Here is a 16,180-nt window from a genome sequence, read left to right on the forward strand (position 1 = left end):
TGGCATCCTTCTGTACTGTAGAGAGTCAGCACTATATATCCTTATACAGTCTCTTAATTACTTATGAGTAATCAACCAGCAGTTATGAATGTGCTTGTTGCGAGAGAAATCCAGAGGCAATGTCTTAGACGAGATATTTTGAGCTGTAAGGCCCAGCTCTTCCAGTCCTTCCATATCCATCTTGAAATGACGCTTGTTGTTAGAGAACACTATCGTGCCTTCTTCTCTTAGAAGACGTTTTAAATCTTCCATCAACTGGATGTGGTCACGTTGAACGTCAAAAGATTGATCCATACGCTTAGAGTTTGAGAACGTTGGCGGATCAATAAAGATCAAGTCGTAAGATCCTTGTTCTTTTGCCAACCATTGTAAACAGTCTGCTTGAACAAATTGATGTTGACGACCAACACGGCCGTTCAGTTCCATGTTCTCTTTTGCCCACTCAAGATACGTGTTCGACATATCAACAGTCGTTGTAGAGCGAGCGCCACCTACTGCAGCATGAACAGAAGCGCTGCCTGTGTAAGCAAACAGGTTCAAGAAGTCTTTACCACCAGCCATCTCACCAATACGACGACGAGTGATCTTATGATCTAAGAACAAGCCTGTATCTAGGTAGTCATGAAGGTTAACAATTAGCTTCACGCCATATTCGTTTACTTCTAGGTTAGAAGAATCTTGAGCCATCTTCTGGTATTGAGAACGACCCTTCTGCTTCTGACGAACCTTAAGCACTACGTTGTTTGCTTCAACGCCAGTCACTTGAATAGAAGCACGGATGATATCGGTTAAGCGACGCTTAGCTTTGTCTTCCGGCACATCTTTAGGTGCTGCGTATTCTTGAATCACAAGGTGACCCGGGTATACGTCAATCGCTACATTGTATTCTGGTAAGTCAGCATCGTAGATACGGTAGCAATCTAGTTGCTCTTTCTTAGCCCACTTACCGATCTTGCCGATGTTCTTTTTAAGACGGTTCGCGAAATCAGGTGCAATTAGCTGCTCTTGCTCGCCAGTTGGACGCTCAGACATAGGACGATCTGAAATTGAGTAGTTCTTCTGGTGACACGGTAACGCACCGTTATTCAGTTTGAACTGTTTGTCTGCACGCATACGCAAGCAGCTAAGTAATTCATCAGAACTTGAGAAGATAGAAGCGTTGCAACCGCCAAACTCAGCCTTCAGTTGAGCACCAAATGCTGTGTACAAAGCAATCAAGCCAGGCTCTGTACCTAAACGCTCACCATAAGGCGGGTTTGACACAATCACACCATCATTGAACTCTGCAGGGCGTTTAAGCTTTGCTGCGTCACCTACTTCGAATTCAATCAACTCTTCAACGCCAGCACGACGTGCATTGTCACGCGCCGTTTTGATCATGCGTTCGTCATTATCATAACCGAAGAACTTACATTCTACTTTCTTAACGCCACGACGGCCTTGAACGTTCGCTTCAGCTTTAACTTCAGCCCAAAGCTCAGGTTCGAAATCTTCTAGTGATTCAAAACACCATTTCTGACGTTTCACACCAGGTGCCATGTTTGCAGCCATCATCGCAGCTTCAATTACTAACGTACCTGAACCACACATAGGATCTAGGAAAGGTTTGGTTGCATCCCAGCCACTACGAAGAAGAATCGCTGCAGCAAGAGTTTCACGCAATGGTGCGCGACCGGATTCTGGACGGTAGCCACGTTGATGAAGGCCACTGCCTACCATATCTACACCAAGGATCGCCTTGTCACGATGCAGACGAACGTGAATACGAATATCTGGATTTTCTTTGCTAATAGATGGGCGCGGTAAAGACTTCTTCTCGAAGCAATCTACAACGGCATCTTTTACTTTCATCGCACCGTATTGGCTATTACGGATTTCGTTGTTCGTACCATTGAAGTCAACAACGAAACGCTTGGTGCTATGGAATTGATTTACCCAGTTAACCGCAGTGGTCGATAGGTAAAGATCCATGTCATCCATACAAGTGAATTCTGAAAGGACACGTACAAATCGAGAAGCCAAACGGCTCCACAAACAACAACGATAAATTTGCTCATTGGTGGCTTTGAATTTAACACCTGCTTGAACAGGTTTTGCGTTTGTAATCCCTAGTTGGGTTAGTTCTTCAACTAATAAATTCTCAAGGCCATTTGAGGTAACCGCTAGATATTGATTCATAGTGTTCTTTTATTGATAAAAATGAGCTCGATTATACCTGAATTTGCTATTAGAGCATCACACTAAACTCGTCTTTTCATTGAATCTTTCTACTAACTGCTTAGCAAATGGTCAGTCATGAAGCGATCGCTTACTCGCATCCCCGTACAACACAACAACTCTCAATCTCACAGAAATAACACTCATCGATAGGCTTAAACCATTAAGTGCATTTATATTCACCCTAAAACTGGTATATACCAGAGGTGAATTTAGGTTGAAATTTAGCAACAAAAGACCCCAAACAGGGAATAAACAGAGGAAATCCACCATCGATAATAAGAGAATCGGTCGAAATTGAGGTTAAAAAAGATACGTTTTTTACAAATTAAATAAGTGAACAACGTCATTCAAATGAATGAACTACGTCGTATTTATTGAGATAGGCTTTTTTAGGCACAAAAAAATCGGCTATTAAGCCGATTATGGGGAAGGTATTACAGGTTTATTCGTAGCGATGGTTGGGTGAAATAATGCTCTAGTGATGCTCTAGGTTAGAGATTAGAGATTAACCCACCATCGCAATATGCGTTTGATGAAGGATGGCATTTGCGTCAGTCATTCTATCGTGCATGACTTTAATCGAGTCTCCAAAGCGTAACCCTTTTGAAGGCGTTAACAGGAACTCTTCTAAGTCTACAAATGCACATAAGCTCGCACACTCTCCTACTTCTAATACAATGAAGTAACCAAGACTATGCTCGTTATTCATTTGTACAATATCCCCTTCTTGAGGATATTCATGGCCAGCGCCTTGTGAGTCGAAGAACCAGCTTTTAGGCTGCACAGGCTTATGGAAACGCTTTGCAGCCACACAATAAAGTGCAAGCTCAGCTTGTCGTGGCTCAGACAGTTCTAAGCCAGAAATTTGTTCTTTGAAGGTTTGGTAGGAAGATGCATCATCAACAGTGAATTCATTATCTTTAAAAGCGCAGTCCACCAGCTTACTGCGGACCAGATTCGTTTTAAAAATCATATCCTCTCCGAGGTTTAGCATCAATGAACATTGCTGCTCATCGTAATACCAACTCCATGTATCGCTAGGTTTAAGCATCATTTCGTCTCACACTGTTGAACCATTCCATTAGGTAAAACGCAAAATTACCTTCAATTACAGTAATTTTACTGTGCGATAGGCAAAAAAAAAGAGGAAATGAATTCCTCTTTCTTATTGCTTTTCTCTACAACTCAGTGAGTTACAGTGTCTCTTTTATTAAGACGATGCCGGATTGTAGTCTTTGGACTAAGATCGTTTTTACGAACTATAGATTTTTGACGATGTCGCCTACAAGGCCTGGACCTTTGTAGATGAAACCAGAGTAAACTTGTACAAGCTTCGCGCCCGCCATCATTTTCTCTTTTGCAGCAACGTAAGAGTCAACGCCACCTACCCCGATGATCGGTAATTGGTCACCCAGCTCTTCGTGAAGTTTACGAACAACTTCAGTACTGCGAGATTGAACCGGACGTCCACTAAGGCCACCCGCTTCATCGCAATGCTTCATGCCTTCAACAATGCTGCGATCTAATGTTGTGTTTGTTGCGATCACACCGTCGATCTTATTTTTGATCAATGATTCGCAAATCTGACTGATTTCGTCATCACTTAGATCCGGCGCGATCTTAAGAGCAAGCGGGACATATTTGCCATGCTTCGCTTCTAATTCAGATTGCTTGGTTTTTAGTTCAGACAACAGATCATCAAGTGCTTCGCCATATTGTAGCGAACGAAGTCCTGGAGTATTTGGTGAAGAGATATTTACCGCAATGTAACCCGCGTATTGGTAAACCTTCTCCATACAGATAATGTAATCTTCTGCGCCCTTTTCAATTGGCGTGTCTTTGTTCTTACCAATATTGATGCCTAAGATGCCGTCATAGTTCGACTTCTTAACATTCTCAATTAGGTTATCTACGCCTAGGTTGTTAAAACCCATACGATTGATAATACCTTCGGCTTCAACAAGACGGAACAAACGTGGTTTGTCATTACCTGCTTGTGGACGAGGAGTCACAGTCCCTACTTCTACAAAGCCAAAACCCATTGCGCCAAATGCATCAATACATTCGCCGTTTTTGTCTAGGCCGGCAGCAAGGCCAACTGGGTTTTTAAAAGTAAGACCCATGCACTCTACAGGTCGGTGAGGTAATTGTTGGCGATACAAAAGATCAATAGGTGTGCCAGTGAAGCGTTTGAAATTTTGAATTGCAAGATCATGAGCCTTTTCGGCATCAAGTTGGAAAAAGCCAGTTCTGGCTAGACGGTAAAGCATTGTGCCTCCGATAGAAAAAAGCGCCGTGTAAACGGGGCGATATTATTTACTTATTTACCCAACTATTCAATCTATTACTGTCTGTAAGGGTAAGATAATCGAGTTTGCTAACGAATGAGGTTTATTATTAAGCAAACGTTACCGTATCCTCCGGCGAATAGTCCATTTGACTATCATTCGTGTAACGAGCATAGATTAACTCGACCTGGGATAAGCTAACTTGACCAAGCATAAGTGACTCAATGAAATAATCGGACACGTCATTCACTATTCAGCCAAATAGCACTGTTCTGTCAAACAACATTGTTCGGCCAAACGAAAAAGGCAGACCTAATGGCCTGCCCTTGTTTATTTTCGTTTTTATCTAATCGCTAGTCTGTCGACATGCAGTTTAGATTCAATAGCATCAATTCACGTAGTGCTACTGAGAACTTAGCAAACTCATGAACCGAACCTACTTTGAATTCGTTCAAGATGCTTTCCCAACGATGTAGAGAAACCGAATTGCTTTCCATCCAATCATCAAGCGCTTTAATCACATCAATATCGGAAGCACAACCGCAGTTAAGTACTTGGCCAGTTAGCTGACGTTGCTGCCAATCCAGATCTTCTCTGAATGCTGCACGTGCCAGCGCTTGCCAGTTGTTGTCTACTGCTTGACCATTGATTTGCTTCAAGAACCAGTGCAAAGACAAGCGATCACCAAGATTGAAGTAAAGCTTAGACGCTTGTTGTACTGTTTTACCTGTTTCACGAGCTACTGTGGATATATCCAGTGCTGAGTACAAGCTAGACAAACGCGCGACTGAATTAGCCAACTCAGCGTTTACACCTTGGTCAATCCATAGCTGTGCCATTGCGTTATGCTCTTCTACTTCAGAAGCCACTAGGTTTTCATCCAGTTTCTCTGTGATAGTAAGAACATCGCCTTGGTAAAGTTCAATCAATGCTTTCACTGACTGTTTACCAGTACGGTTTCTTAGCAACCAACGAGCCAAACGACGAAGTGTACGACGAACATGGTAAATCAATTCATACTGAGCTTCAGAACTTGAAACATTGTCCAGTTCACGGATGCTCTTCAGAACATGACCAAGACCGTAGATTTCACGTGATGCCGCGTAAGCATTGGCAATATCAACGATATTTGCACCTGTCTCTTCTTGCAGACGAGTAACGAAGTTACAACCCATTTCGTTAACCATTTGGTTAGCCAGTGCCGTCGCAATGATTTCAGAACGTAGTGGATGGTTATCCATATGCTGAGAATAGTTACGACGTAACGCAGTTGGGAAGTATTGCATAAGCTGTTGAGCATGGAATTCATCATTAGCGATATCATCACTAACAAGATCTTCTTTAAGTACCATTTTACCGTAAGCGACAAGTACAGAAAGCTCTGGTCTTGTTAGACCTTGGCCCTGCTTTTCACGCTCAAGCAGTGTTTCGTCATCTGGGATGTATTCCAAACCACGATCCAAGTACCCTGCTTTTTCCATAGTATGGATGAAGCGGATTTGCTCTTTGACTAAGCCAACACCTTGATGCTCAGTAACCGAAATAGACTCAGCTTGGCAATATGCGTCGTCTAGTACGATTTCGCCAACTTCATCTTCCATCGATTCAAGCACTTGGTTACGTTGCTTAACGGTTAGATCACCGTTAGAAACTAAACCATTCAAGAAGATCTTAATGTTTACTTCATTATCTGAACAGTCAACACCGCCAACGTTATCAACAAAGTCGGTATTAACTCGGCCACCCGTAAGCGCGTATTCAATACGACCCAATTGAGTCATACCCAAGTTACCGCCTTCACCAACAACCTTAGCTTTCAGGTCACGGCCATCGATACGAAGCACGTCATTTGCACGGTCACCAACATCAGTATGAGTCTCGTTTGAAGACTTAACGTATGTACCGATACCGCCATTCCAAAGAAGATCAACCTGCATAGACAAGATCGCTTTGATCAAGTCATTCGGTGCCATTGATGCTTTCTTGGTACCCAGCATTTTCTGAATTTCAGGCGTCAAAGGAATCGACTTCGCTCTACGAGAGAAGATGCCACCACCTTGAGAGATAAGGTCTTTGTTGTAATCTTCCCAGCTTGAGCGAGGTAGATTAAACAAGCGCTCACGCTCTACCCAGCTAGAGGCAGATTCTGGATTCGGATCGATGAAGATATGCATGTGGTTAAACGCAGCTTGCATACGAATATGCTTAGACAACAGCATGCCGTTACCAAACACATCGCCCGCCATATCACCTACACCGATAGCGGTGAAGTCTGTTGTTTGACAGTTGATGCCCATTTCACGGAAGTGACGCTTAACAGATTCCCAACCACCTTTCGCGGTGATACCCATCGCTTTATGGTCGTAACCGTTAGAACCACCAGAGGCAAACGCATCGCCTAACCAGAAGTTGTATTCATCAGATACTGAGTTTGCGAGATCTGAGAACGTTGCTGTTCCTTTATCGGCAGCAACAACCAAGTACGGATCATCTTCATCGTGACGAACAACACTCTTCGGTGGGATAACCTCGCCTTCAATAATGTTGTCTGATACGTCTAGTAGCGCACGGATGAAGCGCTTGTAACAACGTTGACCTTCAGCAAAAATTTCATCACGGCCAGACATCATGTGCTGACGCTTACAAACGAAACCACCTTTTGCACCAACCGGTACAATTACTGTGTTCTTAACTTGTTGTGCTTTAACTAGGCCTAGAATCTCAGTACGGAAATCCTCTTGACGATCTGACCAACGTAAACCACCACGAGCAACTTTACCGCCACGTAGATGCACACCTTCAATGTCTGGTGCGTAAACGAAGATCTCAAATGCAGGAACCGGCGCTGGGATATCTGGAATCTCGCTTGGTCTCATTTTCAGAGCCAACCAAGGTTTAGACTGTTTGTTGTCGTCTAACTGATAGTAGTTAGTACGAAGCGTTGCCGTGATCATTTCCATGTAGCGACGAATGATACGATCATCATCCAAGCTTTCTACATGATCCAACTGTTCAGTGATCTTCTTAATAAGATCTTGTTGGCCTTTCGCGCTGCCCTTCAATTTAGGATCAAAACGCTTGCCGAATAAGCTCACTAATCCTTTCGCTAGATCTGGGTAATGAGACAGTGTGTCTTCAATGTATTGTTGGCTGAATGGGAAACCAACTTGGCGCATGTAACGCGCATACGCACGTAAGATTGAGATTTCACGTCCAGAAAGACCTGCACCCAATACCAAACGGTTGAAACCATCGCTGTCTAACTCACCCGCCCAAATCGCAGCAAAGGCTTGTTGGAATAGATCGCGAGCTTCACGAAGATCAATCGTCTTGTCACTCTTGTGCAGCATCGAGAAATCAAGGATCCAATAAGTCACCCCATTGGTCTTGCGCACTTCATAAGGTGATTCACCAATAACGCGCAGGCCAAAGTTTTCAAGCATTGGCATAACATCAGACAGGTGAATCGGCTCATCACTGTGATAGAACAATTTCAAACGAACGGCTTTAGAGTCTGCCGCTTCTTCTTGAGGGCGGTAGAAAAGCATGCCAAGTTTGTTGTCTTCACTTAGTGCTTCTAGACGCTCGATATCTGCAACAGCAGAACCAGGCATCATGTCTTCTTTGTACGAACGTGGGAATGCACGCATGTACTCTTTCGATAATGGAAGACCTTTGCTCTCACCGAAGTTAGCAACGATTGATTCAGACAGGCGGTCATCCCACGTAGACGATACTTCCATTAAATTTTGCTCAATTGTTTTCACGTCCACATCCATGTTGTTGTTATCAACACGAACAATATAGTGCGTTCTTGCTAGTGGGCTTTCAGAGAAGTATGTAGTGAACTCGACTTCTTCTTCACAACCGAAGTATTGCTTTAAAATGCGTTGGGTTTGACGACGAAGTTCGGTGTTGTAACGATCTTTTGTTACGTAAACCATACAGCTGAAGAAACGGCCAAACGGGTCTTTACGAACAAACAAACGTAGAAGATCGCGGTCTTGCATTTGTACAACGCCCGTACCCACTTCAAGTAGCTCTTCTTCTCGAGCTTGAAGCAGTTCATCACGCGGGTAGTTTTCTAGAATATTGTGCAGTGCTTTGAAAGAGTATGAACCCTGACGGTAACCACTTGCATCTAAGATACGCTCAACTTTCTCGCGAACTAGAGGAATGCTTTCAACAGTTTGGTTATAAACAGCAGAAGTGTAAAGACCCGTAAAGCGGTGTTCACCAATTACCTTGCCGTTTTTATCAAACTTCTTGATGCCGATGTAATCATTGTAAGCTGGGCGGTGAATGCGTGAAGCCGTGTTGCCCTTAGTTACGATCAATACATACGGTTTTTTCGCTTCTAAGCGTGCCGAGTCAGAAAACTCAGACAGCTTAACGTTACGTACACGATCTGAATTTGCGAACAAACCAAGGCCTTGCTCCTTGGTAGGTTGTAGTTCAGTGTCGCCATTCACAGAAACAAGGTCGTATTCCTTGTAGCCCATAAACGTAAAGTTGTGCTCACCTAACCAACGAAGGAATGCAAGCGTTTCATCAAAGCGCTGACCATCGACTGGAATCGTCTCTTTTTGCTCTTCAACTTGATTGGTGACTTCTTCGAGTCTTTCTACCATTTGTAGCCAATCATTAACCACAAGGCCAGTATCGGTAAATATATCCAGCAGCTCGGTTTTAAGCGCTGTCATTTCAGCTTTACTACTAAGACGGTCAACCTCAATATGGAAAAGCGATTGGAATGCACCTTCATTGTTGCTGACACCAACAACACTTCCCTTATCAGAACGGGAGATTTGTGTTGGGTTGTGAAGCATAAGGTGAGAAGAGAGGTCGAGGCGAGTTAATGCCATTTTTACAGAATCAACGAGGAATGGGCTATCTGGTACCACTATCTCGACGATAGTGTGAGTAGATTGCCAGCCTTGGCGACTTACTGTCGGGTTAAAAACACGGACAGAGATTTCGTCGGCTTTCTTTTCATTGATGTGATGCCATAAGCTAACTACAGCACCGTATAAATCGGATTCGTTTCTCTGAGTCAGGTCGTCGTGAGAAACGTTACTAAACAAGTGTTGAGCAAGTTGAGTTACGAGAGGTCGATGAGCAAGGTCAAGTTTGTCTTGAATCAGTTTGTACACTTTTTCAAGTAAAACTGGAACCACAGTTTCACGTGCGGTCATAGTCACACTCCACAATTAGAATTATATTTTATTATTAGGGGACTTACTTAAGCTAGTGTTTGAATTGAGCCGTTGAGCTCTTTCCTACTAACGAGTTAAGCAAAGGTAATGCATTCATTTATTGTAAAAGTATTATTGAGAAATAGTTAATTGTTTTGGAGGTGGTAAGAGGTGAAATGTTTGATTATGTGATTAAGATTCCTTTTAACTCACTAGGCACGCCAAGGTTTACAGAGCTTCCAACTTAATAAACTTATTTTTTTGGTCAGTTGTCAGTCTAAACTGCCCTCTAACCCCTATTTGTGTAAGAAAAGGTCTGAACCGAGTTGCAGGTAGCTGTAGACGTAATCCAGTAGTCGTTATCACTTGAACTTTACTTGCCGCACCAGAATAGCTGGCCAGAAACTGCTGATATGAGATGTTAAGTTGGAAAATATAGCGATTCATACAATACCTGTGTAAATATACAGTGCCAGTGTTTTTTGGCACTTAACGATGTCTGACTGTACAACTGAGCTTGAAAACTTCTCTAGCTTATCGAAAATTCGATGACCCAGAAACAAAAAAATCAGTGGCAGATATTATCTACCACTGATGAATTTTTGTTATTAATAAACAGTTTATTAGCAAGCCGCTTATTAGCAAACCGCATATTAACAAACAGTTACGTGAATGAGCGAGAGCTTAAGCCTCTAGTGCTTTTGCCACTTTCTCGAATAAGTCATTCGCTAGGTTGTCCATGTTCTTCAGCGTCTCAAGTTCTTTCTTGATTAGAGCTTGGCGTTCATCATCATATTTACGGAACTTAAGTAGCGGGTCAATCAAGCGCGAAGCCACTTGCGGGTTGCTGCTATTCAGCTCACGTAGGATCTCGCCAGCAAACGCATAACCTTGTCCTGACTTGTCGTGGAATTGAACCGGGTTCATATTTAAGAACGAACCAACCAAGTTGCGAGTACGGTTCGGGTTCTTCAAACTGAATGCTTGGTGTGACATAGACGCCTTGATCACCTCAAGTGCATTTGAACTTGGGTTTGTTCCTTGAAGAGCAAACCATTTGTCCATGACAAGACCATCATGTTTCCACTTGTCGCTGTAATCCGCCATTAAAGTTTCACGACATGGGAGTTGTGCAATGTTCGCCGCGCCCATTGCTGCCATTGTGTCTGTCATGTTGTTTGCTTGCTGGTACATAGCGACAACCAAGTCATCACCCTTTTCAGTATGAGCCAAGTAACTTAGACAAACTTTACGCAGAGTTCGCTTACCAATTGAATCATGGTCAATCGTGTATTCTGTTAATGCGTGACTGTGGTAAACCGCAGCAAGTTCATCTTCGAGCTCTTTCGCTAGCGTCACTTTCATCGCTTTCAATACAGATGCAACCGCATCGATATCGACACGCTCATACCAACCAGACACTTCATTATGACTTGGTAGAGAAAGCATCTCTGCAATAAATGCAGGTTCTAACGAATCGCTGAGTAATACACCACGGAATGCATCAACGACTTCAGAAGAAAGTGCAAACTTTTGACCTTGCTGAACGTTATCTACGTTGCTACGGATGTATTTCGCTAGCAGCATTTGCCCTGCATCCCAACGAGAGAATTCGTTACGAGCATTCACCATCAAGAAGATCAGCTCTTCGTCTGAATAATTGTATTCAAGTTTCACTGGCGCAGAAAACTCACGCAGCAGAGATGGAACTGGTTGCTCTGAAACGTTTTCAAACACGAACGTTTGTTCCGCTTCTTTCACGTCTAATACATTGTGAACTGGCTGACCGTTACATTGTAACTCAATCACTTCACCTGACGCTGTGTATAGCTCGATATCTAGAGGAATATGCAGAGCCTGCTTTTCAGTTTGCTCATGAGTTGGCGCTGTTACTTGGCGAGTCGTTAACGTGTACTCTTCTTTCTCTGCATCGTAATGGCTTTCAACAGAAAGCGTCGGCGTACCAGATTGGCTGTACCATAAACGGAACTGAGACAGGTCAACGCCCGATGCATCTTCCATTGCCGCTACGAAGTCTTCACATGTTGCAGCCGTGCCATCGTGACGTTCAAAGTACAGCTTCATGCCTTTTTGGAAACCTTCCTCACCCAACAGTGTGTGGATCATTCTGATCACTTCACTGCCCTTTTCGTATACTGTCAACGTGTAGAAGTTATTCATTTCTATCACTTTTTCAGGGCGAATTGGGTGAGACATTGGGCTCGCATCTTCAGCGAATTGTGGCCCGCGGATAATGCGAACATTGTTGATACGGTTAACTGCGCGAGAGCCAAGATCAGATGAGAACTCCTGATCACGGAATACCGTTAAACCTTCTTTCAAGCTTAACTGGAACCAATCGCGACACGTTACTCGGTTGCCAGTCCAGTTATGGAAATATTCGTGACCGATAACCGCTTCTATACCTAGGTAATCGGTATCTGTTGCTGTTTGGTCGTTCGCTAAAACGAACTTAGAGTTGAACACGTTCAGGCCTTTGTTTTCCATCGCACCCATATTGAAGAAATCAACGGCTACGATCATGTAGATGTCTAAGTCATACTCAAGATTGAAACGCTCTTCGTCCCACTTCATTGAGTTAATCAAAGAAACCATCGCGTGGTTTGCGCGGTCTAGATTGCCTTTGTCGACAAAGATTTCGAGGTCAACATTACGACCAGATTGTGTTGTGTATGCGTCACGAAGTACATCGAAGTCACCTGCAACTAAAGCAAACAAGTACGCAGGTTTTGGATGTGGGTCTTGCCATTTCACCCAGTGACGACCGTTTTCAGCTTCGCCTTCATCTACACGGTTACCATTACTTAATAAGAATGGGTTTTCAGCTTTGTCTGCGATGACTGTTGTCGTGAATTTCGCCAACACATCAGGGCGATCCATATAGTAAGTAATGCGGCGGAAACCTTCAGCTTCACATTGAGTACAGAACGCACCACCCGATTTGTACAGGCCTTCAAGTGCGCTGTTCCCTTCAGGGTCAACTTCCGTCACGATCGTTAATGTAAAATCTTTCGGTAGATCATTCAGAGTAAGTAGAGTTTCAGACTGCTCATACTGCGTCCACTCCGTACCTTCTACCAAAACAGACACCAACTTCAAGCCTTCACCATCAAGTACTAATGTCGAGCTTTCTTTCTCCTGCTTAACACTAGAAACAGCGGTAATGATGGATGCTGAATCGTACAAATCGAAAGTAAGATCGATTTCAGAAATAGTGTGAGATGGTGATTGATAATCTTTACGATACTTGGCTTGAGGTGTATGTGCCATGACGGGTTCCTTTTGATCGTTATACGTAATTATTTTTTAACTGTATATATCTAAAGGTTGAGCGCCAATAAAACAAGGGGAATATTAAAAAAAGGAGGCATTGTAGGAAAATGCCTCCATATTTTGCTATTTTATCAATCAAATCAGACAGGAACGGCTAAGAAATGAACTGTGCACCATATTATCAACGAGCCCGACTTTACAGCGAGATATAGTGCTTAACGAATGCGATTGAGCACCGCAAACATGTCTCCTTCTTCACCTTGAAGCGTCAACACATCACTGTTCAGTGTGTAACGAGTACCGTGTTCGCCATTTTCATACAGCAGTACTAATTGGTCGCCTTCGGTGTAATACACTCCGCGACGAATCACTTCACCCCCTTCTTCATCGGACACTCGGAACATGAAGATAAAGTCAGGCTGAAGCACTAAATCCATTTTTTGAATGTTACTGGCACGTAAATCGCTTCCGGAAAGTTCTGCGCTTGACCATATTCCTGCCAAGGCATTGGGCAAGGCTTTGGTAAACATAACGCCGTTAAGATTCAGCATATTGTGATTACTGCTGTAAGCGTAAACCTGAGGCTCAGAAGTATTTAAACCCAAAATAATCGTGTCTTCATTGGCGTTATACAAGCCTTCCCAATGGTCGACACTGTAGTCTTTCTTCTGAATATCAATAGAGAAAGAGTAGTTTGAATCGAGAGTGAGTTTGATTGCTCTAAAGTTTTCAGTACCTTGCTCAGGATCTGGGTTCATCAAATACCAATCACCAAGCAACAGAGGAAGGTCAAAATGAGATAGATTGCTATCACTTTTTGATTGTTGATCGCTCGAAGCAGCTACCTCACTCCCAAAAGCAACAAAACTTAAACAAGATAAAAATAGTAGAATCCATTTCATACGCGCCCCCTCATTTTCTTTAAGCTTAGGCACGTAATGAATAGAAAGCGAAAAAATATGATCCAAGTCACTAAATTTCAAGTGCAAAGTAACTTAAATGTCATTATTCGATGCAAAATAGAGCTAAATGACCCTGAGTATTTAGTGTTCTTTGCGACAATCTCAACGGTTACAATCAGGTATTCCTGTCAAATCATAGACACAAAAAAAAGCGAGCCTAGGCTCGCTTCTTAAATTGTGTATCTTTAAACAATCACCTTTTAACAGGTATTTGCTCTATTTCTTGATCATATCCAGCATGATAGCTACAGACTCATCAAGATAAGCATCCGGGGCTTCATAGTCTTTAGGAATATCATCTAACGTTTTAAATGCCTCTAATTTAGCGGCCTTTTGACGTTGGTTAATACGATCTAGACGAAGCGTATCCGCATCATCGCTCTCTTGCTGACGTACCTTTTCATTCAAAGAAAGGTCGTTATCGTCTTTATCTGCCTTATATTTTTCAATATCTTGCGCAATAAAGCCGAATTCCATGTCAGTAGCAATGCGAGCTTGATGTTGGGCAGTCAAAGCAATTATCTCTTCATCGTTACGCTGTAACACTGAATAACTTGCTTTATCAATGCTGTCCCAAGGCAGAGCATTATCTTCAACACTTTCACCAGTATCAGCAGGATCAATTGGCGTTGGATAAGCAATATCAGGTACTACACCTTTGTTTTGCGTACTGCCACCATTGATTCGATAGAATTTCTGGATTGTGTATTGAACGTAGCCCAACTCTTTGTCGAATAAATCATAGATATGATTCAAAGAGCGATGTTGTTGCACCGTTCCTTTACCGAAAGAGTTTTCACCAAGAATGATTGCACGACCGTAATCCTGCATCGCTGCCGCAAAGATCTCTGAAGCTGAAGCACTGTAGCGATTGACCAATACCGTTAGTGGGCCTTGGTAACTAATTTCGCCATCAGTATCACTGTTCACTTTGACACGACCGTAGCTGTCACGAACCTGAACAACGGGTCCCTCTTTGATAAACAAACCAGAGAGTTCAGTTGCTTCAGTGAGTGCACCACCACCGTTGTTTCTCAGATCAACAATAATGCCTTCAACACCTTGCCCTTTAAGCTCAGTGATCAGTTTGTCTGTATCTTTAGAAAGACCAACATAGAAGCTGGGTACTTCTAGTACACCAATCTTCTTGCCATCTTTCTCAATAACTTCTGATTTAACAGCGCGGTCTTCTAAACGAATCTTATCGCGCACAATTGTGACAACGTGACTTTTTGCATCTTTACCATCTGGCAAGATCTGTAGCTTAACTTTGGTCCCTTTCGGTCCTTTAATTAATTGCACTACATCGTCTAAACGCCAGCCGATAACATCAACAATCTCTTCGCCATCTTGACCAACGCCAACAATACGGTCGCCGTCGCTCAATTGTTTGCTGTTTGACGCAGGGCCACCAGCAACGAGAGATCGAATAACGGTGTAGTCGTCAGTCATCTGAAGTACAGCACCAATACCTTCTAGAGATAGATTCATCTCTGATTGGAATTGCTCTGCATTTCTTGGAGAAAGGTAGCTGGTGTGAGGATCAACTTCACGCGCAAATGCGTTCATGTAGATTTGGAAAGCATCTTCATTATGCGATTGCGTGATACGCTTCATCGCATTGTTGTAACGCTTTTCCAAAACTTCTTGAATCTCTGGCCATTCTTTACCAGTAAGTTTTAGATTCAACGCATCGTATTTAACACGCTTCCTCCAAAGCTCATTCACTTCGGCGATATCTTTCGGCCATTCCGCTTCATTGCGATTGAGCTCAATACTTTCATCGGTATCAAACTTAATCTCAGTGTCTAGCAAAGACAGCGCATACTGAAAACGTTCAAAACGCTTCTGCATAGAAAGATTATAAACATCGAAAGCAATCTGGTTATTACCCGCTTTCAGCTGATCATCAATTTGAACAGATGATGAGGAGAAAGAGTCAATATCATCTTGAGTGAAGATATTACGATTATAATCCAGCATCTCTAAATAACGATTAAAGATAGCTTGAGAGAAATCATCGTTGAGATTGAAGTGTTTATAGTGAGAACGAGTAAATCGAGAAGTAACACGTTTACTAGCAGTTTCGTGTTGGGCCTCAGGAACGAGTAAAGGTAAATCGTCCTGATCTAATTTGGCTTCAAGAGCCTGAGCTGAAGCTGCTAGACAAAAGCTAGCAGCAATCAGTGTCAATTTTGAACGGCATTTCATGCGTAGGAGT

At 42.9% G+C, this 16,180-nt stretch carries 8 protein-coding genes; all 8 read right to left on the bottom strand.

What is annotated here, in order from left to right:
- Positions 1–57: 57 nt before the first annotated feature.
- Positions 58–2,178 carry a bifunctional 23S rRNA (guanine(2069)-N(7))-methyltransferase RlmK/23S rRNA (guanine(2445)-N(2))-methyltransferase RlmL gene (rlmKL, locus tag AC3CIA_RS08495; RefSeq protein WP_017082213.1) on the bottom strand — a complete coding sequence of 707 codons (2,121 nt, stop codon included), beginning with the start codon at positions 2,176–2,178 and terminating at the stop codon, positions 58–60.
- A 547-nt stretch (positions 2,179–2,725) separates the two neighbouring features.
- Positions 2,726–3,274, bottom strand: coding sequence for a cell division protein ZapC (locus AC3CIA_RS08500; protein WP_488517954.1), 549 nt, complete (start codon positions 3,272–3,274; stop codon positions 2,726–2,728).
- Positions 3,275–3,479: 205 nt separating this feature from the next.
- Positions 3,480–4,490, bottom strand: a complete 1,011-nt coding sequence (gene pyrD / locus AC3CIA_RS08505) for a quinone-dependent dihydroorotate dehydrogenase (RefSeq protein ID WP_017077215.1) — start codon at positions 4,488–4,490, stop codon at positions 3,480–3,482.
- A 371-nt stretch (positions 4,491–4,861) separates the two neighbouring features.
- The gene (locus AC3CIA_RS08510; protein ID WP_488517955.1) at positions 4,862–9,703 is read right to left on the bottom strand and encodes an NAD-glutamate dehydrogenase; all 4,842 of its coding nucleotides are present in this window, start codon (positions 9,701–9,703) and stop codon (positions 4,862–4,864) included.
- A 228-nt stretch (positions 9,704–9,931) separates the two neighbouring features.
- Complete coding sequence (locus AC3CIA_RS08515) at positions 9,932–10,150, bottom strand: DUF2835 domain-containing protein (protein ID WP_004733645.1); 219 nt, start codon at positions 10,148–10,150, stop codon at positions 9,932–9,934.
- A 237-nt stretch (positions 10,151–10,387) separates the two neighbouring features.
- Positions 10,388–12,994: an aminopeptidase N gene (gene pepN / locus AC3CIA_RS08520; protein ID WP_488517956.1), complete on the bottom strand. Its 2,607-nt coding sequence runs from the start codon at positions 12,992–12,994 to the stop codon at positions 10,388–10,390.
- 218 nt (positions 12,995–13,212) lie between these two features.
- Positions 13,213–13,899, bottom strand: a complete 687-nt coding sequence (locus AC3CIA_RS08525) for a hypothetical protein (protein WP_054547714.1) — start codon at positions 13,897–13,899, stop codon at positions 13,213–13,215.
- A gap of 276 nt (positions 13,900–14,175) precedes the next feature.
- On the bottom strand, positions 14,176–16,170 hold the full coding sequence (prc, locus tag AC3CIA_RS08530) for a carboxy terminal-processing peptidase (protein WP_488517957.1): 1,995 nt from the start codon (positions 16,168–16,170) through the stop codon (positions 14,176–14,178).
- Positions 16,171–16,180: the final 10 nt, after the last annotated feature.

This window comes from Vibrio sp. QJM3NY_27, from assembly GCF_057785955.1.